Source organism: Congregibacter litoralis KT71, from assembly GCF_000153125.2.
Lineage (GTDB): Bacteria > Pseudomonadota > Gammaproteobacteria > Pseudomonadales > Halieaceae > Congregibacter > Congregibacter litoralis.
On sequence record NZ_CM002299.1, the window covers coordinates 2,908,290 to 2,927,226 of the forward strand.

Genomic DNA, 18,937 nt, shown 5'->3' on the forward strand with positions numbered 1-18,937 from the left:
TCACGGCTTCTCAAACTTATTTTCACGTAGCCTTCTAAAAACCTTGACGTCAACGCAAATTTTACTATTAAATTCAGACAGTTAGGGGAGGTTAATAAGAGTGCGATATTTTTAAACTATCAATCCTTAACAACTATTAACGTGACGCTATCTCGGTGATTTTCACGCCACCTAAGCTACATAGGCACCAAGACGAAAACTTCGTTACTGAAACATAGATCGATATCAATGGACCAAATAGAGTTACAAATAGTCAGTAAAGAAGTATTTGGTGAGCTTGCCGCTCACATTGAGCATGGAATAAACCGCGTTCTAGAGAAGTACCAAGATTCCACGCGAAGTCGCAAGCTGCGTATATTCAGGCGATTTCAGGAGCTCGCGGAAAGCGACTATGGCTTCGTGTCAGAAGAGAATGTTCAGCAAATTCTTGGGCATTTTAGAGATCGTGTTTACACTCACAGAGGAAACACAGTCACAATAACCGCCGACAGCGACTACCGCGCTTTCCGTCGCCTGATTGCAGATTTAGTACAAATTCAATGTTTCCCAAAATGTCGGGCACCGCAGCCGTTAAACTCTAGCAGCCCGCTACTCGATGAGACACGCATCCTGAACTGCCTGGGCACGATGGACCCTTGCAAATGGAGAAGCGACAACCAAAAGGCTAGTCGAACCACCTTATATGCCGTATCCGATCAAGACTATCTAAATCAATTCTTTGAACATCAGCATGCCGTTCGCGATGAATTCTTGAGATTAGCGAGACACTACATAGCAGAAGCCGCCAATCGGTTTGCACTTGGTCGTGAGTTCTTACGCGAAACCGATCAATCAATTTTCGATGACCCAATGTTACTCAGTCAAAATGGGATCCCGGGGCACCGAGGCCAGCGTTGTAGCCTTTTTTCGAAAGACCTCCCGGATAACGAGGGCCTCAGAAATCTCGTTGCTTTTTTACACTTCAAAAGAAACGGCTTGCTAACACGTGACTTTGCCGGCGCCAACAACCACCTCTACAAGTTTGGGGGACGAACGGAGCTGTCAGAGTACCTAGGGCTATCGTCCGACCTTGCAGCCGCCTGCGCAGTAATAGTAATCGACGAAACTGGCATTAACCCACAAAGCTTCTATCGCATGGAATACGACCCAGGGCACCGAACCATCACGCCTCATGACACGCTGGACGGTTACTATTTTAGCTACGTCAAGCTCAGGGCCGGTGGCCCCAAGAACCGACTCATACCCAGAAGTGACCACAAAATTAATGCCGAGTATTGCTTCAGCCTGATCGCAAGTATGACCGAAGCCCATCGGGAGATTGCGTCACCTGATACGGGCACTCGACTGCTAATTCATGATGGATGTCATACCGAGGGCGAGATTCATGCCATATCAGACACCGCATTGAAAAATGGGGTAAGACGACTGGTAGCAAGATCAAAATCGGAATCATTCATTGAGAGCGGTCCAAACTTAAAGAAACTTAGGGTATCTCGCGGACTTCTTGAGTGGTACAACTCGGGCGGAAACCCAAGAGCCGCAGCAAGGTACCTGGGGAATTCCGTAAATGTAACGATCACGAACTACATTCCAAAGGAGTTGCAAGAGTTCATTTATCGCAAGCAAATTCGTCAGTTTCAACATCTTTTAATAGCAGTCTCAACCGATGAACAGCCTTATCAAATGCGAGCATTAAATATTAGCTCGAGCAGAGAACTAGCGAATTATCTCGAGTCTCAAGTCGAGGAAAGCGCCCTCTATAGCAGACTTAAGGCCTCAAAAGTTGACCAGATTAAAGGACGGCCCTCATCCGAGGTCGCCATTACATTCGTTCTTTCTGCGCAAAATATCGCCTTTTTGGATGCTGCCAAAAAGAATTATATGGACGGCACCGCTTCAATGGAGACTAAGTGCCTGCAAAAATGGGCCCAGTTTTGCGGAATGGTATTTTCTTACATCCAGTCTCACGGAACACGGTCGCAAAAGATAATTATGGCCGAGGGCATCTCTCTGAGCTCGTCATCGCCTCTGCAATTGCAAGCCTAACTCAATGAAGTCGGCCAACCAGAACGCCTTTGACGATATTGCCTCCCAGTTTGGCCCGCTCCCAATTACGCGCGGAAAAACATCCGATCTGAAGGCCGACTGGCTGCTCTCTGACTTTCAAAGCAACACTTGGACTGTGGCTCGTGGGGCAGATAAAAGCAAAACAAAATCTTTCTATTGGGATGTACCGTTATACAACGGAGAAAGGCTCGGCGAAAAAAAGTATGCAGATCTTCTAACTCTAACAAAAAAAATTGTGTTTTCTTGCAGGTCAGGCGCGCTTGGAACTCACAGCGGCTCTACCGAAACGACGCGCACCAAACACCAATATTCCATATATTCGAGTTTACTCGTGCTGATTCGGCGACTTGTAATGCAGGGCTGCGAACCAGATCGAACCGGCTTCAAAACAATTGACCCTGAATTTCTTCGAGAACTTGCAAAGAGCGCCTTAAGAGGGAGGCCTTTTTCCGACGGTACCTATGAAGCGATTAAAGAACTTTTGGAATGCGCTAAGGCAAACAATTGTTTGCACTCGTTTATACATCAGGGGACAGGAGAGCTCGATTTTGGATCGATATTCAGAGAGCTAGGAGAGCCGTCATCTAACGGTTCATTTTCTGTAAGACTGCGAGCAGCGCTGAACGATTATGAAAGCTGCTCGATGCCAAAGCATATTGACCAGAAGTACTCTGCTGGCAGGGAGTACCCCTCAACGCGGTCTACAAGGACCGAAGAGCTACTCGAAACTCCGGTTAGCGTCAGTACATTAATGGGGATTTTCTCAAGCCTGAGAACGCTCGGCATACTGGCCGAAAATTGGCAAGAGCTCAACGGCCTAGAGTGGTGCAGGTCATTCAATGTTACAGAGCTAGCATATGATCTTGGATTCACACCCAAAAACCGCACGCCCACGATTCCGGTAGACATTGCTCTCCACTACCTAGACAGTGCAATTTTTTGGGTAGTAGAAATTGGCCCAGAGCTACTCGAGCTTAAGAAAAAGTACGACAAGAGGCTACGTCACGTGATGAGTAAAGTGACCAAAAAAAAGGATGAAGCTGCAAGGACAATACAGATCGATTTACCCATTGAGCTTAAGGAAAAGTTGGCAACAAGAAACATCGATATAGTCCGGTACAATAGATATTCCTCCGGCACTACTCACCGCAAGATTCGTGAAGACATGACTTTGGAAGATGCGGTTTCTTGCCTTATAGCGGCGGCATTTATTTTAGTATCAACTTTCAGTTGCAAACGAATTTCGGAGGTTTTAGCGCTTAGTGAGGAAGCCATACGCCCATCGCTCGATGGAGGCTGGGAGCTTGTATTTGGCTTAAAGAAGTCCAGCCCTTCCGAGAACCTACGAAAGGTTGGCAGGCCGGTCCCTGACATCGTAGAGAAAGCCTGCGGGCTACTCGTTGACCTTTATCCGGCGTGCATTGACTTACCCGAAAGCACTTCAAGTAAACCAATTTTTTTAAACGACTATGCCGAAAGTCTAAAGAGCCGAGCCCCGAGATTCGCAAGTGAACACACAATGTATCACCATCTTGAATTATATGCGGATGTAGAACAAATCCCTTTAAACGACCGCGGAGAAAGATGGTATCTACGCAGCCACGAACTACGGCGTTTTTTTGCCATCACTTATTTTTGGCATGATCGATTCGCCGGCCTTTCCGCGCTTTCGTGGCTTATGGGGCATTCCAGTACCGAAGAAACAATGAGGTATGTCGTGGAAGAAATCGCAGGGGCCGAACTTCCTGAAGAGGAAGCACGGCTTACAGCTTCCGCCCTGACAGACACAACAAATTCATTCCCAATTGATGGTCTCGAAGTTTTGGCCGAAGACGCTAAAGAATATTTCAAAGTAGATGACCTCCGAGTAATTAACATCGACATTCTTGAGAGCTACCTTGAAAACAGATATCAAGAGGGCTATCGGATCGTAAAGCATGGATATAAGCATGCCAAAGTCGTTTATCTGGAAGAACACAATGACTAAATCTATAGGTGCGCAGCGATGGCATTTGGCTGAGAAAAGTTTAAGGGCGCGGATCACATATCTTCAGGGGGCTATCGATTCTGGGCAACTTCCGGCTGCATTCGAGCTACATAAGTCCAATAAAACCTTAATGGATTGGCACGATGCAGATCTCGGAATATATAAGATAGGCGTCAACACTGCGAGAGACTCGCATCCTGATGCGTGGAGTACCCTGCAGGACTTAAGACTGCAAATAAAAGCAATTGTGACAAACGAAGCAAACAGCACCACTGACAGCCAGCTGAAAGGAAAGAGCAAAAAAAGCGAGTCAAAAACAGCCAGAGCGAATTCCGCCTGCCCAAACTGTCAGACCTTAACGGATGAACTCGTCGCACTTCGCTTGGCGTACCTAGAGCTCCGAGACCACTTAAGTGCAAAGCAGAAAAAAGGCCAACAACTGCAGAACGCGATACGCAGACACGCAAAAGATCACGGACTAAAAGCCATCATTGGCACTGGGAAAGTCTCTAAGTGAACACGAGCCAAAAAGTCCGCAAATCGAGCGTTGATTGCAGCCTGAGCTTTAGATATCCACACGAACCAAGTAAAGCGAGAGACTACTCAGGACTTCCCCTCATCATGCACAGCGACGGCACAGTGTGTTGGGAAGCTACCGACTACTTACTGTTCTATCATTTCGAAAACCCAAGCGGAACGAAGAGCACTCTAGAAAAATACGCCAGACAACTATCTCGAATAGTAGCGTTCCTCGAATATTCGTCGCGTTGGTTCGACGACATAACGGATGATGACCTATTCGATCTCCCTAGTTTTCTCCAAGATTCGAAAAATTCGGGTTCTGGACAGGCATCAGATAATAACCAGGTCAACGAAATTTTAACCAGGCTTTTGAAAGTGCTGGTGGATCTATCTGCACGAGGCTATATCGATGCGGATAAAATTAGCTTTAACCCAATGGTGAGAGCTGACGTCAATATTGAGATGCGAGCCTTCGTACCTAAAGGAAGCAAAGTCAAACGCGAGTATTACTACCACCCTGCGAGATTGAGCACCAAGAATGCGCAAAAACGCCGGCCAATTTCAGACGCAGCACTTAACACCCTTCACTCTAAAATATACGAATTTACTGAGAATCGTTTTACCCGGGTTAGATGGGCCAACTTACTGCAAGCACTTGAGTTAACTGGGGCACGGGTAAGCGAAGTAGCAAAAATTCACGTGGTAGACGTTAAGCGTTGTCTAAATGAAATTGAGTATGAAAAGCAACCAAGGTTGAAGTTAACAACGACCAAAGGTAAGAACGCGGGAAAGTCGCGATTAGTGCCTGTCCCAATAGAGTTCGTTAAAGAGCTTGGCGACTACTTAAAATATTATCGCAATCCAATCCTTAAAAAAAACGGCATAGATCATGATTATCTATTTGTCACTACGCGAGGAAACCGGTTACGAGCAAAAAGAATCAGCGACCATTTTAGAGAGGTAAGATGTTTTGCTGGACTAAGAAAGTCAGACGCCTCCCCCCACCTCTGCCGCAACAGATTTATTACCCTGCACGTCAAGGAGAGGCTTGCGTCACTTAAGGGTAACCGTCCGGTAATCACACCTTGATCGACGAACTCCAGTTGTGCGGTAGCAAAGTATCGATGTCGGAGTACATGAGGGTCGGCAACCGCTCAAGCACATCGTGCAGGTAGGCCTGCGGATCGATACCGTTGATCTTCGCCGACTGGATCAGCGACATGACGTTGGCGGCGCGCTGACCACTGCGCAGTGAACCTGCGAACAACCAGTTCTTTCTTCCCAGCGCCCAGGGCCGAACCTGATTCTCAATCCAGTTGTTGTCGATCGGCACCGCGCCATCATCGAGATAGCGCGTGAGCGCCTCCCAGCGTTTCAGGCTGTAGTCCATGGCCTTCGTCGTCCGTGTTCCGTCGGTAAGCCCGCTGCGCTGATGAACCAGCCACTTGCGTAAGTGTTCGATGATCGGCCGTGATAGCGATTCTCGAACGCGCTGTCGCTCATCCGGTGGTTTTTCCTGGATATCTCGCTCGACCTCGTAGAGCTTGCCGATGATAACAAGCGCTTGGTCGGCAATGGGGCTGTTCCCACGCTCGGCAAGCTCAAAGAACTTCCGCCGCGCATGCGCCCAGCAACCCACCTCCGTAAGCCCCTTGGCGAAGCCGGCCTTGTAGCCACTGTAGTCGTCGCAGACCAGCTGGCCCTGCCAGTCTTCCAGGAAGTCGCGGCAGGCTTTGCCGGACCGCGTGGGCTGGAAGTCGTAGACCACCGCCTGTCGCTCATCGGTACGTGGGGTTGCGTAGGCCCAGATATACGCCCGGTGTGTCTTCTTATTGCCCGGCGAGAGCATGGGTACTGGCGTTTCATCAGCGTGGAGAACGGCATGGCCTAACAGACAGCTGCGCAGCCGGTCCACGAGCGGCGTGAGCTCTACCCCGCAGCGCCCCACCCAGTCCGCCAGCGTGGATCGCGGCAGCTCCACGCCCGCCCGGGCATAGATCTGCTCCTGGCGGTATAACGGTAAGTGATCCGCATACTTGCTGATCAGGACCTGAGCTAGCAGGTTGGTCGTGGGGATGCCCTTCTCGATGATGTGCGGCGCTACGGGCGCCTGCACGACCGTCTCACACGCCTTGCACGCCCACTTGCTGCGGATGTGCCGCTCTACCGAGAAGGAGCCGGGTTCGTAATCGAGCTTCTCGCTCACGTCTTCACCGATGCGCGTGAGCTTGCAACCGCAGCCACAGGTCGTGGAGTCGGGGTCGTGGTGGATCTCTGTGCGGGGTAGCTGCGGCGGCAGCGGCTGGCGCCGTGGCTTTGAGCGCTGACGCTCTTTCGCGACGGGTGGTTCAAGCATCTCAAGCTCGTTCTCAATGGCGGCGAGGTCCTCGTCCACCAGGTCGCTCAGTAAACTCTGCTGTGGGCTCTTGCCTTGCTCGCTTCGCTTGCCAAAGCGATGCCGTCGGAGAATGGCGATCTCATGCGTGAGGCGCTCCTTCTCAATGGTCAGTCGCTGGATGGCAGCGTCGCGCTCCTGCAGCTGAGTGTCTCGCTCGACCTCTAGCTGCTGTATCGCGGTGTCGCGCTCGTGCAGCTGAGCGTCCCGCTCAGTCTGTAGTTGCTGGATGGTTGACTGCATCTGCGCCGCGAGCTGGCGCACTTCGGACTCGCTGAGCTTAGTAATATCGACCGCGGAAGGCATGGGGACACTCTGCCATCGGCTTTCGCCGATGGCCAGAAGCACTAATTCCGTAGATCGAAACGCCCGTGTGTGGTGTTATCTACTGCCGGTCGATAACAAAGTCAGCACCGGCATATTGCCAGGGCAATCCCGAGGCCAGCGCCTGCAGTTGCAGCTCATCCAAGGCCACCGGTTCGCCGCTGCGCAGAGCACTCCAGACAAAGCGACCGCGGTGCAACCGACGCGCTAGCAGCCAGACTCCGAAGCCATCACAGATCAGTATCTTCATGCGGTTAGCGCGCTTGTTCGCGAAGACATAGGCGCAGTGCGGCTTCGCCGCACCGAAAGCCTCAACCACCCGGGCCAGGGTAGTCTCGGGACCGCAGCGCATGTCGAGGGGCTCTCGAGAGAGCCAGATCTCGTCGATGCGCAAGAACGGGCCTGTGCTGGCGTGGTGGTTCATCGTGTGAGGGCACGCAGCCATGTGACCGACTGCGGCATCTCCGATAACGGCCAGTGTACGACGAGCGTGCCTTTGGGCGTGGGGACGTCTATCCTGACGATCGTGGGCGATGTCTCAACTACTGGACCCGGTGCCGGCAGTTGCACGAAACCGCTGGGTGCCAATATGTTGTGTGTCCTGCGCCAATTGTGCACCAGGTTAGGGTTGAGGCCGTGGCTGACGGCGACGCCCGCGACTGAGGCTCCGGGTTGCTCACACTCGCGAAGCACCTGTTCCTTGAACTCAGGCGGGTAGCGCCGGCGGCGCTGCTTGATGGGTGCGGAAGTGAGATCAGAGGAAGGTGCTTGCTCGTCCATGCTAAGTGTCCACTAAGAATAGGTGGACACCTAAACTAGTGACTCCCGCGCAGCAGGCAAGATGGGATTACCGGACGTTTACACTTAAGGAGAGTCAAGGCCATTACGGGATGAATTTAGAAGAGTTCATTGTGAAGAAGGTGAAAATTTTGACCGGGCACGTGTCTGACTCAGCACTTTGGGTATACGTAGATGACGCTATACATGAGCTCGACGTATTCAAAAATTCCGAAACTAAGCTACAACAAAACTCCAATCTCAGAACCCGAGAACGCAAACTTCATTCATTAATTGCTCAAGCTAACTTCGCTGTATCGGATCGATCCAAGGCAGAGATACTCGACCAAATCATAGAACTTTCTAGGGGTGTTGATTTGCACCTAAAAGTTACCCAATAGGTCCACGGATTTGCATCGAATATTCACTCGGCTCCGGCCTTCTAAGTCATTGAAACAGCGTCAAGTCGCCGCGCTCTGCCCAGGGCAGCTGCTAGATGCAAAGACGGGTCAGAGTTGCACGAAATTCAACATCCATTCGATCAAACGGCGCACACCCCGCAGAACGAAATCCGAAAGCGCTAGAATTTGTCAATGAAGTGTTCTATGCAGAACCCTCGATATTGCATGAAACGACTACGTCTAGCCTTTTCCTTGGCATCACCTGCCGGAGTGTTGCCGTACTTTTTTTTGAGCACAATCGACGCACTTGAACTCCAGTCGTAACCAGCTGACTCCATCGCCATTTGAACATCTTCGTCTGGAACCCCCCTCTGCCTCATTTCCTGACGAACTCGCAAGGGACCATGACCTCGGTTATAGCGTTGCCGGACAAAGCTTTCCGCATAACGAGCATCAGACTGCAAACCTTCCTCAGTCAGTCGGTCTAATTGCTCGCTAACGACACCGTGATCATCAAAACGCTTCTTAAGTTTTTGTTCTAGCTCTTTTCTCGAATGTTCGCGTCTGGCCAGTAGGTTTACGGCGGCCAGACGAATATCGTGTGGTTTAGTGTTCGCTAGCTCAGAAGAGTCGCTAACGTTATCGTAGAGCAGAAATTCAGACATAGGTGAAAAGAGAGGCGCCGGGGCAAAGAATGGGATAAGGGGAGCCCCGGCGCCTCATGAGAAGTGCTATGTAACCCTTATATATAGATCACTATCACGCTTGCTTAGCATCGGTTTCTTCGGCATCCATCTCTGGCGCTTCAGGCTTGGCAATATTTAGGGTTTCAGCACGGATGGCACTTTCGATTTCACTGGTCACATCAGGATTGGCTTCCAGAAACTTAGCTGCATTAGCCTTACCCTGGCCAATTTTATCGCCGTTATAGGCGTACCATGCGCCTGACTTTTCAACCAAGTTTAGCTTCACGCCCCAGTCAATAATCTCTGCCATACGGTAAATACCTGCACCATACATGATTTGAAATTCCGCTTGCTTGAACGGGGGGGCAACTTTGTTCTTGACCACCTTGACACGTGTTTCGTTACCAATCACCTCGTCGCCTTCTTTAACTGCACCGATACGGCGGATATCCAAACGAACAGATGAATAAAACTTTAGAGCGTTACCACCAGTCGTGGTTTCGGGCGAGCCAAACATCACACCGATTTTCATACGGATCTGATTGATGAATATGACAAGCACGTTGTTATTCTTGATATTGCCAGTCAACTTTCGCATTGCTTGACTCATCATCCGGGCAGCAAGACCAACGTGGGAATCTCCGATGTCACCTTCAATTTCCGCTTTGGGTACTAGAGCAGCTACCGAATCGATAATCACGACGTCAACGGCGCCAGAGCGGGTGAGCATGTCACAGATTTCTAACGCCTGTTCACCAGTGTCAGGCTGAGAGACGATCAGTTCATCAATATTCACTCCCAGCTTTTCGGCATACTTCGGATCAAGTGCGTGCTCAGCGTCAATAAACGCACAGGTTTTTCCGTCCCGCTGCGCCTGAGCGATTACGCTAAGTGTAAGTGTCGTCTTTCCTGAAGATTCAGGACCGTAGATTTCACAGATGCGGCCATAAGGTAATCCGCCGATTCCAAGCGCAACGTCCAAACCAAGCGATCCTGTAGAAACATTCTCGATATCCATGGCGGCCCGATCACCCATCTTCATGATGGAACCTTTGCCGAACTGGCGTTCAATCTGGCTTAGCGCCGCTTCTAGTGCCTTTCCTTTATTAGCATCCATGATTTGAGTCTCTTCAATAAGTCAGTTTTGGGTCGGGAGGGGTTTAAGAGTCAAACAAGACTGCGGGATTCTATCCGACAGTCTCAAGCAGCCAAGGGCAACACGCAAGAATGCAATCCCACGTGCGAGTCGCCCATATCCCCTTCGATTTCTGCCCGGGGCGTCAGTGCGGCCACGGAGTCCACAACCAGCACATCCACCGCACCGGACCGGACCAGCATTTCTGCCACTTCCAGCGCCTGCTCGCCGGTGTCCGGCTGCGACACGATCAAATCGTCAATCTGCACACCGAGCTTCTCGGCATAAATAGGATCCAGAGCGTGCTCTGCATCAATAAAGGCCGCGGTGCCGCCGGCTTTCTGCGCCTCGGCAATCACCTGCAGCGTCAGCGTTGTCTTACCGGAGGACTCGGGACCAAAGATCTCGCAGATACGCCCCTTGGGAAGGCCGCCAATACCCAACGCGACATCCAGACCCAGGGAGCCCGTAGAAATCGACGGGATCGCTACACGGTCACTGTCGCCCATGCGCATGACGGTGCCTTTGCCGAACTGACGATCGATTTGGCCCAGGGCCGCTTCGAGTGCCTTTTCCTTGTTTGCATTCATGTGCTGCTCTCCTAATGTCCTAACGCTCTAACGTTCTAGTGTTTGTGTGGGTCTGGTCTGTTGTCTGGCTGAAAACTACTGTACATATAATCAGTGGTTAGGCCAGAGAATGCAACCATCATATGCGCTGAAAAGTGATGAAAAACACCCTCGGTTTCACGACCTGTCGCCATTGGCGACGGGTGACAAGTGCTTATCCAGGCGATCTTTGCAGCGATTTTTTTGCTGCTATTGGATATTCCGCAAGGGCTGACCCGGCGTGGGATCCGCGTCATCCGTTGCCACCGCGTAAAAAAGGCAATCACTCTCCGCGATAGCGGCATTCGTCGTAATCATGAAGAGCTTGAGACTCTGGGACGGATACAGCGCCCCGTCCTCGCACCGTACCAGGGACGCGACCGCGCAGCGGCCCTGGGCATCCGTCGCCCGGAATAGCGACTGCGGCTCATCTTTCACCCAGCCCAGGGGAGTGTCTGCGGGCACTTCGCCGAAGTTCAGGTGCTCTATATCGCTGCGCAGGGTAATGTCGAAGCCGGGGCGCAGTGCCTCAGCGTAGGCCAGGGTTACGCCCTCGCGCAGTTCCAGACGAATAGGGTCGCGAAAAATCTCGATCCCCCAATCCGTCTCCTCGTCCTGGGCAAGCACCCGTTTTGCGAAGGCATAGCGCTGCAAGCCCTCATAGGCCAGCGCGTGGGCCTCATCATCCAGGCGACCGCCGACTTCTACCGTCACCGTCGGGCAGCTCGCGTCACTAATATCCATGAGGGCACCGAGATTCAGATTGGACACCACCAGACGCCGGGTAAACAGCGACACCAGGGCATCGTGCTGACGGTCAAGGTGTGTGCACACACCGAAGGAGGGTCCCGAACCGGAGGTGTTGTGCATATCCACCACAGCCTCGGGACGATGAACACGCAGAAGTTCGAGAATCTCCTGCGCCAGGCGTCCCTGCTCATCGTCGTAGGGTGGGCGAAAACAGCGGTTCAAATCCCTGGCCCGGGGCAGCATGCGATGACTGAAGCGAGGCTCCGCCAGAGCTGCATGCACCGACGCCACAATAAACAAAAGATTCACCCGGGGCTGCTGCGCCGCGTGAAGCCAGCGATGGAGCGCAAAAAGGCCCGATGGCTCATTCCCGTGAAGCAGCGTTACCAGGGCGCGGGTGCGGCCTGGTTCCTGCCCCGTGAAGAGAATGCAGGCTGGACCGCCCAGATTCTCCAGGAGCGCATTGGGGTCGCTGCCCGCCAGGCTTTTATCGGGATCTTTAAGAAAGCGAAAGCGCATTAAACGATGTCCCGGACCGACAGTCTCTTCACGGCAGGGGCCATTGGGCTACGGGCATGTTGTCGGCGCTGTATTCCCGATAAAGAGAGAGCATGTCGCCCAGGGCCTCGGGTTTGCTCCGTCCGCGGGCTAAAAAGGCCCGCGTCGCCTCCCGCTGCCAGCGGGCCCCGTTGCGCCGGGCTCCGAGACGCGCGTCGATCACACCAAGATAACGATCCCGGGACGCGCGGGGAACACCCAGGGCTGCAAGGCCGTCCTCGGCCACGGGCAGCATTTCGGCAATGATATCCACCACCGCGGCGTCCTGCAGCCTGTGCTGCTGGGCGCTGGGCCACACCATCCTGGCCTCCAGACCGTTCTGGGCCGCACGGTAGAAATTGTATTCCGCCAGGGGAAAGGGCAATGCTGCCATCAGGCGATCCATATCATCTCTCAAACCTCGAGCCAGTCCCAGCATGAAAGCTGCGCTCGCCGCCATGTCAACAGGCGAAGGCCCCGCAGGGAGAGAACGCATTTCCACCCGCAAATGTCCCTGACCTGCATCGTCATAGACCGCTCTGTTCCACAGCCAGACCGTACTCTGGTGCAAGCGTAGTTCAGCCAGGGCAGGTGGCCCGTCGCCCTCCTCCGAGGCTTGCTCATCACAGGCAGGCAGCAGTGGCGGATACAGGCGCACCGTTTGTTCAAACAGCTCAAAAGCCCCTTTTCGCGCCCAGCCGTGACCGAAGCACACCCGCGGCGGCTCACTCCAGCGATAGCGGTCCATAACCCGGGTGTCGATGGACTGCTTGAACAGGGGAATACGTGTTTCATCCCATAACTGATGGCCGAACAGGCTCGGACTGTTCGCGCCGATGGCTATCGCCAGGGGCGTAACCAGCTGAATCGCATTGAAGGTGGCCGCAAAGTGTTCCGGCGTAACACGCTGGTGTACCTGAAAGGAAGTGTTTGCCCCCTCCAGAGTGATGTCCTCCATGGTCATCTGCAGGGGGTCTTCGCCGTCAATACTGATGTGAAAGTCGCTACCCCGCCAGGCAATAAGCTGGGCCACCAGCGCCCGATAGCGCTCCCGGTCCGTCACGCAGTGATCACCAAGATCCTCTTTTCTAAGCGTGGGCAGGATACCGATGGGCACGACGGCCGCATCTCGCTCCGCCGCCAGGACCTGAAGCTCCCCAAGCTTGGTGATGATTTCCTGCTCCGTCGCCCGGAGCCCATCATCACCGAGCACCCGGGGACTGAGGTTGTATTCCAGATTGTATTTGTTGAGCTCTACCGTGAGCTGAGGGTCTGCGGCAGCGTCGTGGAGGGCATCATTGAGGTACAGAGGCCTGCCCCTGGCATCAACGATGTAGAGTTCAAGCTCGGCACCGATACTCTCCACCGGCTCGCCGAATCCCGGCTTGTCCAGAATGGCAGCCAGTTGCTGGAGCTGTACTTCCAGGCGCCGGGAAAACTCCCGCCGGTCCCTGGCGTCAAAGCGGGTTTTATCGATTTCTATGCCCATGAGCGGGACACCTGCTCCTCAGAAGTAACCACCCATTCTAGACGTCCCGCGGGATAGGGAACAGAGCGAGCAATGTTGAAAAACCCTTCCGGGGGCGCATTCATCAAGCCAGCTCTCTGGCCGCCGGGCCATTCCCTGTTCTGGCCGCAGGCCCTCTCCATGTCTTACACTGCGCGTCTTGTCTCCGCAGCCTCAGAATCCGTTTTGCCAAGCGATCAAAGCCAACACACCCCGATGATGCAACAGTTCCTCCGCATCAAACGAGATCACCCCAAGGAGCTGCTGTTTTACCGCATGGGGGACTTTTACGAGCTGTTCTACGAGGACGCCCAGCGGGCGGCGGAACTGCTGGACATTACCCTCACGGCGCGCGGCAAGTCCGCGGGTGAAGACATCCCCATGGCCGGCGTGCCCTATCACGCCGCCGAGGCCTATCTCGCAAGACTGGTAAAAGCGGGCGTTTCCGTCGCTATTGCCGAGCAGATCGGTGACCCCGCGACCAGCAAAGGCCCCGTAGAACGCAAGGTCGTCCGCGTTGTCACGCCCGGTACCCTGAGTGACGAGGCGCTCCTTGAGGAGAAACGCGAGCAGCTCATCGTCGCGCTCATTGCCCAGCAGAACCACTACGGCCTGGCCTATCTTGATCTGGGTAGCGGACGTTTTCGCCTGATGGAGCTTGAGGGTGAAGAGGCGCTCCTCGGGGAGATTGAGCGACTGGACCCCGCCGAGCTGCTCTATCACGAGGAGCTGCAGCAGGGCGCGGTAACAAACCGACCGGGAGCTCGCTCCCAGCCCGCCTGGGAATTCGATCTGGAATCTGCGGAGCGCAATTTACGGGAGCAGTTTCAGACCCATGACCTTCGCGGTTTTGGCTGTGAACACCTGCATCTGGGGCTCGCTGCCGCGGGCTGCCTCATCAGCTACGTGCGGGACACCCAGCGCAGCCAGCTACCGCACATCACGGCCATCGCTGCGGAAATGCGCGAAAACAGTGTTGTCCTCGACGCGGCCACCCGCCGCAATCTGGAAATCGACCGGAACCTCGCCGGCGGGGACAGCCATACCCTCATGTCGGTGATGGATCGCTGTCGCACCGCCATGGGAAGCCGCTGCCTGCGGCGCTGGCTCCATCGTCCCCTGACGGATGTGGCGACGCTTACGGCCCGCCAGGACGCCGTGGCCGCCCTGCGCGACAACTATCGCTTCGAGAGTCTCAGGGATGTGCTCCGCCCCATTGGCGACGTAGAGCGCATTACGACCCGCGTTGCCCTGGGAAGCGCCCGACCCCGGGATCTCACGCGCTTGCTTTTTGCCCTGCAAAGCGTGCCCGCGCTGCGTAATGCCACCCCCACGGAAGATGCCGTCCTGCTCCGGGAGACGGCTGTTGCCCTCGGCGGTTTTCCGGGCCTGGTTGATCTCCTGGAGCGGGCGATCATCGACAACCCACCTGTGGTGCTTCGCGATGGTGGCGTCATTGCCACGGGATTTGACGCGGAGCTGGATGAGCTGCGCTCCATCAGTGAAAACGCCGCGGGCTTTCTGGTGGACATTGAAACCCGGGAGCGGGAACGCACGGGACTGGCATCTCTGAAGGTGGGCTACAACCGCGTCCACGGCTATTACATTGAGTTAAGTCGCTCCCAGTCCGATGAGGTACCTGCGGAGTACCAGCGACGCCAGACCCTCAAAAATGTCGAGCGTTTTATCACGCCCGAGCTCAAGGAATTTGAAGACAAGGCCCTATCCAGCAAGAGTCGCGCCCTTGCGCGGGAGAAACAGCTCTACGCCGATGTGATCGTCACTTTGCAGGAGTCCCTGGAGGCCTTGCGTCAGAGCGCTGCGGCCATGGCCGAGCTGGACGTCTATGCCACCTTAGCCGAGCGCAGTCAGAGTCTGGATTTGTGCCGCCCCGAGTTCAGCGATACGCCAAAGCTGGATATCGATCAGGGGAGACACCTGGTGGTGGAACAGGTGCTCGAAGAGCCTTTTATCGCCAACGACACCCTGCTCAATGAAAGCCGGAAGATGCTGCTGATCACGGGCCCGAACATGGGTGGTAAATCCACCTATATGCGTCAGAATGCCGTCATCGCGCTCCTCGCTCACGTGGGATCCTTCGTTCCCGCCAAGGCCGTCACATTATCGACGGTAGACCGCATTTTCACGCGCATCGGTGCCGCTGATGACCTTGCCAGCGGTCGCTCCACCTTCATGGTGGAAATGACCGAAACAGCTAACATCCTTCACAACGCCAGTGAACGCAGTCTGGTGCTCATGGACGAGGTGGGCCGGGGTACCAGCACCTTCGATGGACTGTCCCTGGCCTGGGCGGCGGCGCTCCACCTTGCGGAAAAGACGCGCGCCTTCACCCTATTTGCCACTCACTATTTTGAGCTTACCGCCCTGGCAGAACAGCTGCCTACCGTTGCCAATGTCCATCTCGACGCCGTGGAGCATCGGGAACATGTGGTGTTCATGCACCGTATTCAGGAAGGTCCGGCAAACCGCAGTTTCGGCCTCCAGGTAGCAAAGCTTGCCGGTGTTCCCGGAAGTGTGCTCCATGCCGCCGCCGGCAAGCTCCAGGAGTTGGAGAGCAAGGCCCTGGAGCACAGCGCCCCCGATGAGGCGTCCGAGAGTCCCGCCTACGTTCCCCAGGGAGACCTGTTTGCAGAAAGCGCCAGCCACCCGGCTCTGCGTTTGCTGCGGGAGACGGACCCCGACGCCCTGTCACCGCGGGAAGCCCTGGCAATCCTCTATAGTCTCAGAGAGCTAGCGGATTGACGCCCCGTCGTCGTTAAGGTGCTGCATTGCTTTTCAGGGTTTCTCAAACGCGGGGGTGCTTCTCATCGGCGGAGCGAGTCGCTACACTTCCGCCTCAGCGCTGTGTCGCCCCCCCGGCCGCGACAGAGCAGTGATCAGAACTGATTTAAAAGCTAAGGAAATACAAGCATGACCTTCGTCGTTGGTGAAGACTGCATTAAGTGTAAACACACGGACTGCGTAGAAGTGTGTCCCGTGGACTGCTTTTACGAGGGCCCCAACTTTTTGGTCATTCATCCCGATGAGTGCATCGATTGCGCCCTGTGTGAGCCCGAGTGTCCCGTGGACGCGATTTTCTCCGAGGACGAGCTACCCGCGGACCAGCAGGTATTTCTCGAGCTGAATGCGGAACTCGCTGAGGTTTGGCCCTGCATTACGGAAATGAAGCCCGCGCCGGAAGACGCCGAAGAGTGGGCCGGTAAACCTGGAAAACTGGCGCTTCTCGAGCGCTAGGCCAGAGCCGGGCGCAGCCAGCGCCTATCGCGCCTATCGCTGAAGGAGCGCGTCGGCAGACAGGCCCTGGCGCTCCAAAATCCGTCGCAGACGTTTCAGGGCTTCCACCTGAATCTGCCTCACCCGCTCCCGGGTAAGACCGATCTCCTGACCTACCTCTTCCAGGGTGCTGCTTTCATGTCCCAGAAGACCAAAGCGGCGCATCACCACCTCTCGCTGCTTGTCCGTCAGCTCGTTCAGCCAATCCGCAACACTGTCGTGCACATCATCATTCTGTAGCTGCTCTGAGGGATCACACAGGTGATCGTCAGCGATGGTTTCTACGACGGAAGAATCAGAGTCGGGCCCCAGGGGCGCATCCACGGAACTCACGCGTTCATTGAGTCCCATGAGACGGGACACCTCTTTTGCGGACTTGTGAGTCCGAGAGGCAATCTCCTGGGTGGTGGGCTCGTGATCCAGCTGCTGGGTCAGTTCCCGCGCCGCCCGGAGGCAGCCGTTAAGATCCTTGACCACGTGAATGGGCAGACGGATGGTGCGCGCCTGATTCATGATCCCGCGCTCGATGGTCTGACGAATCCACCAGGTGGCATAGGTGGAAAAGCGGAAGCCCCGCTCGGGATCAAATTTTTCCACGGCGCGCATAAGACCCAGATTGCCCTCTTCGATCAGATCCAGAAGACTCATGCCGCGATGGAGATAGCGCCGGGCTATCTTTACCACCAGGCGTAAATTGCTTTCGATCATGCGCTTACGCGCCGCCTCATCACCCTTTTGCGTCAGACGGGCGTAATGCTTTTCCTCATCTGCCGTCAGGAGCGGCACGAAGCCGATTTCGTTGAGATACAACTGGGTGGGATCGAGGGTAATCTGCTGCGTAGGGGCCTCGACCTCATCAGCGGAGGCCTCGAGCGCAGCCAAAGCGTCCCCCGCCAGCCCGGGAACCTCAGACTGGTGTCGCTTGTCTTTCCCTTCGCGAGCGCTGCCGTTCTTTGCGTCGCTTCCGGAAGTACCCTTGGTTCTACCCATGGGTGAGCGTCCTGTTGTTTGACTCGGTGCCCCATCGTAAGAATTCGATAGAAACACACAGGGTCGATCAGCTTAGCTCAGTGAGCAGCCACAAAACAAGCACCCAGGCTAGGGTGACGGAAGCAGCGTGAGGGGGTCCACGGGGCGTCCCTGGCGTCGAATCTCGAAATGCAGTTTTACCGAATCCGTGCCGGAGCTGCCGCGCTCGGCGATTTTCTGTCCCGCGCGCACCACATCACCCTCCGCCACGAGAAGGGCATCATTATGGCCATAGGCGCTGAGGTATTCATCGTTATGCCGCACGATAAGCATGAGACCGTACCCGGCAATACCACTGCCTGCGTAGACCACGCGGCCTCCCGCCGTTGCCAGCACGGGGTCACCGCGATTGCCACTGATATCCACCCCCTTATGCAGGTTTTTTTCAAAGCGCCGCACCACCCTGCCCCGCACGGGCCATCGCCAGCTGCCCACCTTGGCATCGGTATTCACCTCGCTTTGGGCGCTGGCCCGGGGCTCAGTCTTCGCCGGCGCCCGCGCCGGCGTTGGCGCTGTACTTCTTCCAGCATTACCAGGGCTGCGGGCAGCCACACTCGGGCCGGTGGCTTTTGCTACGGTTTTAGCCGGCTCGGTTTCTGGCACCGGTGTTGGCGTTTGTTTTGGTGCAGGTTTTGGCGCAGGTTTTGGTGGGTCAGCCTCCGCGAGTTGTAAGCGCTGACCGGGATAAATCGTATAGGGCGCCACAATGGCGTTCGCCGCGGCCAGACGGCGAAAGTCCAATCCGTAGCGAAAAGCGATGGAAAACAGCGTATCTCCCCGCAGCACCGTGTAGCGTTCCTCCACCCTTGCGGTGCCTCCGGAGCTTCGGTCCTCAATAGGCGCCAGGGGTTTATCAGCGCAGGCGACCAACAGCGCAGCCACACAAACGGGTAAAAGCGCTGCCGCAATTCGCGTCAC

15 protein-coding genes and 1 pseudogene are annotated in these 18,937 nt (G+C 54.9%); 6 read left to right on the forward strand and 10 right to left on the reverse strand.

Going from position 1 to position 18,937, the window contains the following annotated elements; translation table 11 throughout:
* Positions 1 to 228 precede the first annotated feature (228 nt).
* The 4 genes from KT71_RS13260 (at position 229) to KT71_RS13275 (ending at position 5,665) form a co-directional block, all read left to right on the forward strand.
* Positions 229 to 2,046 carry a hypothetical protein gene (locus tag KT71_RS13260; RefSeq protein ID WP_008294865.1) on the forward strand — a complete coding sequence of 606 codons (1,818 nt, stop codon included), beginning with the start codon at positions 229 to 231 and terminating at the stop codon, positions 2,044 to 2,046.
* Positions 2,047 to 2,050: 4 nt separating this feature from the next.
* Positions 2,051 to 4,054: a site-specific integrase gene (locus KT71_RS13265; RefSeq protein ID WP_023660049.1), complete on the forward strand. Its 2,004-nt coding sequence runs from the start codon at positions 2,051 to 2,053 to the stop codon at positions 4,052 to 4,054.
* Positions 4,047 to 4,571, forward strand: a complete 525-nt coding sequence (locus tag KT71_RS13270) for a hypothetical protein (RefSeq protein WP_008294863.1) — start codon at positions 4,047 to 4,049, stop codon at positions 4,569 to 4,571. The genes KT71_RS13265 and KT71_RS13270 overlap by 8 nt, the downstream gene beginning before the upstream one ends.
* Before the next feature lie 104 nt (positions 4,572 to 4,675).
* On the forward strand, positions 4,676 to 5,665 hold the full coding sequence (locus KT71_RS13275) for a tyrosine-type recombinase/integrase (RefSeq protein ID WP_008294862.1): 990 nt from the start codon (positions 4,676 to 4,678) through the stop codon (positions 5,663 to 5,665).
* Here the strand turns inward: KT71_RS13275 and tnpC are convergent.
* From tnpC to KT71_RS13315, 8 genes and pseudogenes are all read right to left on the reverse strand, one after another.
* Positions 5,655 to 7,277, reverse strand: coding sequence for an IS66 family transposase (tnpC, locus tag KT71_RS13280; protein WP_023659918.1), 1,623 nt, complete (start codon positions 7,275 to 7,277; stop codon positions 5,655 to 5,657). The two genes, KT71_RS13275 and tnpC, sit on opposite strands and share 11 nt — an antisense overlap.
* 79 nt (positions 7,278 to 7,356) lie before the next feature.
* The gene (gene tnpB / locus KT71_RS13285) at positions 7,357 to 7,740 is read right to left on the reverse strand and encodes an IS66 family insertion sequence element accessory protein TnpB (RefSeq protein WP_084566948.1); all 384 of its coding nucleotides are present in this window, start codon (positions 7,738 to 7,740) and stop codon (positions 7,357 to 7,359) included.
* The gene (locus KT71_RS21395; RefSeq protein WP_008292793.1) at positions 7,716 to 8,075 is read right to left on the reverse strand and encodes a transposase; all 360 of its coding nucleotides are present in this window, start codon (positions 8,073 to 8,075) and stop codon (positions 7,716 to 7,718) included. Before KT71_RS21395 ends, tnpB begins: the two co-directional genes overlap by 25 nt.
* A gap of 577 nt (positions 8,076 to 8,652) precedes the next feature.
* Positions 8,653 to 9,138: a regulatory protein RecX gene (locus tag KT71_RS13295; protein ID WP_008294858.1), complete on the reverse strand. Its 486-nt coding sequence runs from the start codon at positions 9,136 to 9,138 to the stop codon at positions 8,653 to 8,655.
* A 94-nt stretch (positions 9,139 to 9,232) separates the two neighbouring features.
* The gene (gene recA, locus KT71_RS13300) at positions 9,233 to 10,276 is read right to left on the reverse strand and encodes a recombinase RecA (protein ID WP_008294857.1); all 1,044 of its coding nucleotides are present in this window, start codon (positions 10,274 to 10,276) and stop codon (positions 9,233 to 9,235) included.
* Between the two features lie 89 nt (positions 10,277 to 10,365).
* Positions 10,366 to 10,884 (reverse strand): annotated as a pseudogene (locus tag KT71_RS13305) (ImuA'/RecA-like NTPase); the annotation flags it as partial.
* Positions 10,885 to 11,112: 228 nt separating this feature from the next.
* Positions 11,113 to 12,171, reverse strand: a complete 1,059-nt coding sequence (locus KT71_RS13310) for a M14 family metallopeptidase (protein ID WP_008294855.1) — start codon at positions 12,169 to 12,171, stop codon at positions 11,113 to 11,115.
* A 28-nt stretch (positions 12,172 to 12,199) separates the two neighbouring features.
* Positions 12,200 to 13,678, reverse strand: coding sequence for a glutamate-cysteine ligase family protein (locus KT71_RS13315; RefSeq protein ID WP_008294854.1), 1,479 nt, complete (start codon positions 13,676 to 13,678; stop codon positions 12,200 to 12,202).
* Between the two features lie 234 nt (positions 13,679 to 13,912).
* Between KT71_RS13315 and mutS the strand changes: the two genes are divergently transcribed.
* The gene (gene mutS / locus KT71_RS13320) at positions 13,913 to 16,459 is read left to right on the forward strand and encodes a DNA mismatch repair protein MutS (protein ID WP_008294853.1); all 2,547 of its coding nucleotides are present in this window, start codon (positions 13,913 to 13,915) and stop codon (positions 16,457 to 16,459) included.
* A 168-nt stretch (positions 16,460 to 16,627) separates the two neighbouring features.
* The gene (gene fdxA / locus KT71_RS13325; RefSeq protein ID WP_008294852.1) at positions 16,628 to 16,951 is read left to right on the forward strand and encodes a ferredoxin FdxA; all 324 of its coding nucleotides are present in this window, start codon (positions 16,628 to 16,630) and stop codon (positions 16,949 to 16,951) included.
* A gap of 33 nt (positions 16,952 to 16,984) precedes the next feature.
* Here the strand turns inward: fdxA and rpoS are convergent, their stop codons facing one another.
* Together rpoS and KT71_RS13335 are read right to left on the reverse strand one after the other, a co-directional pair.
* Positions 16,985 to 17,980: an RNA polymerase sigma factor RpoS gene (gene rpoS / locus KT71_RS13330; protein ID WP_008294851.1), complete on the reverse strand. Its 996-nt coding sequence runs from the start codon at positions 17,978 to 17,980 to the stop codon at positions 16,985 to 16,987.
* Positions 17,981 to 18,088: 108 nt separating this feature from the next.
* Positions 18,089 to 18,937: a peptidoglycan DD-metalloendopeptidase family protein gene (locus KT71_RS13335; RefSeq protein WP_023660053.1), complete on the reverse strand. Its 849-nt coding sequence runs from the start codon at positions 18,935 to 18,937 to the stop codon at positions 18,089 to 18,091.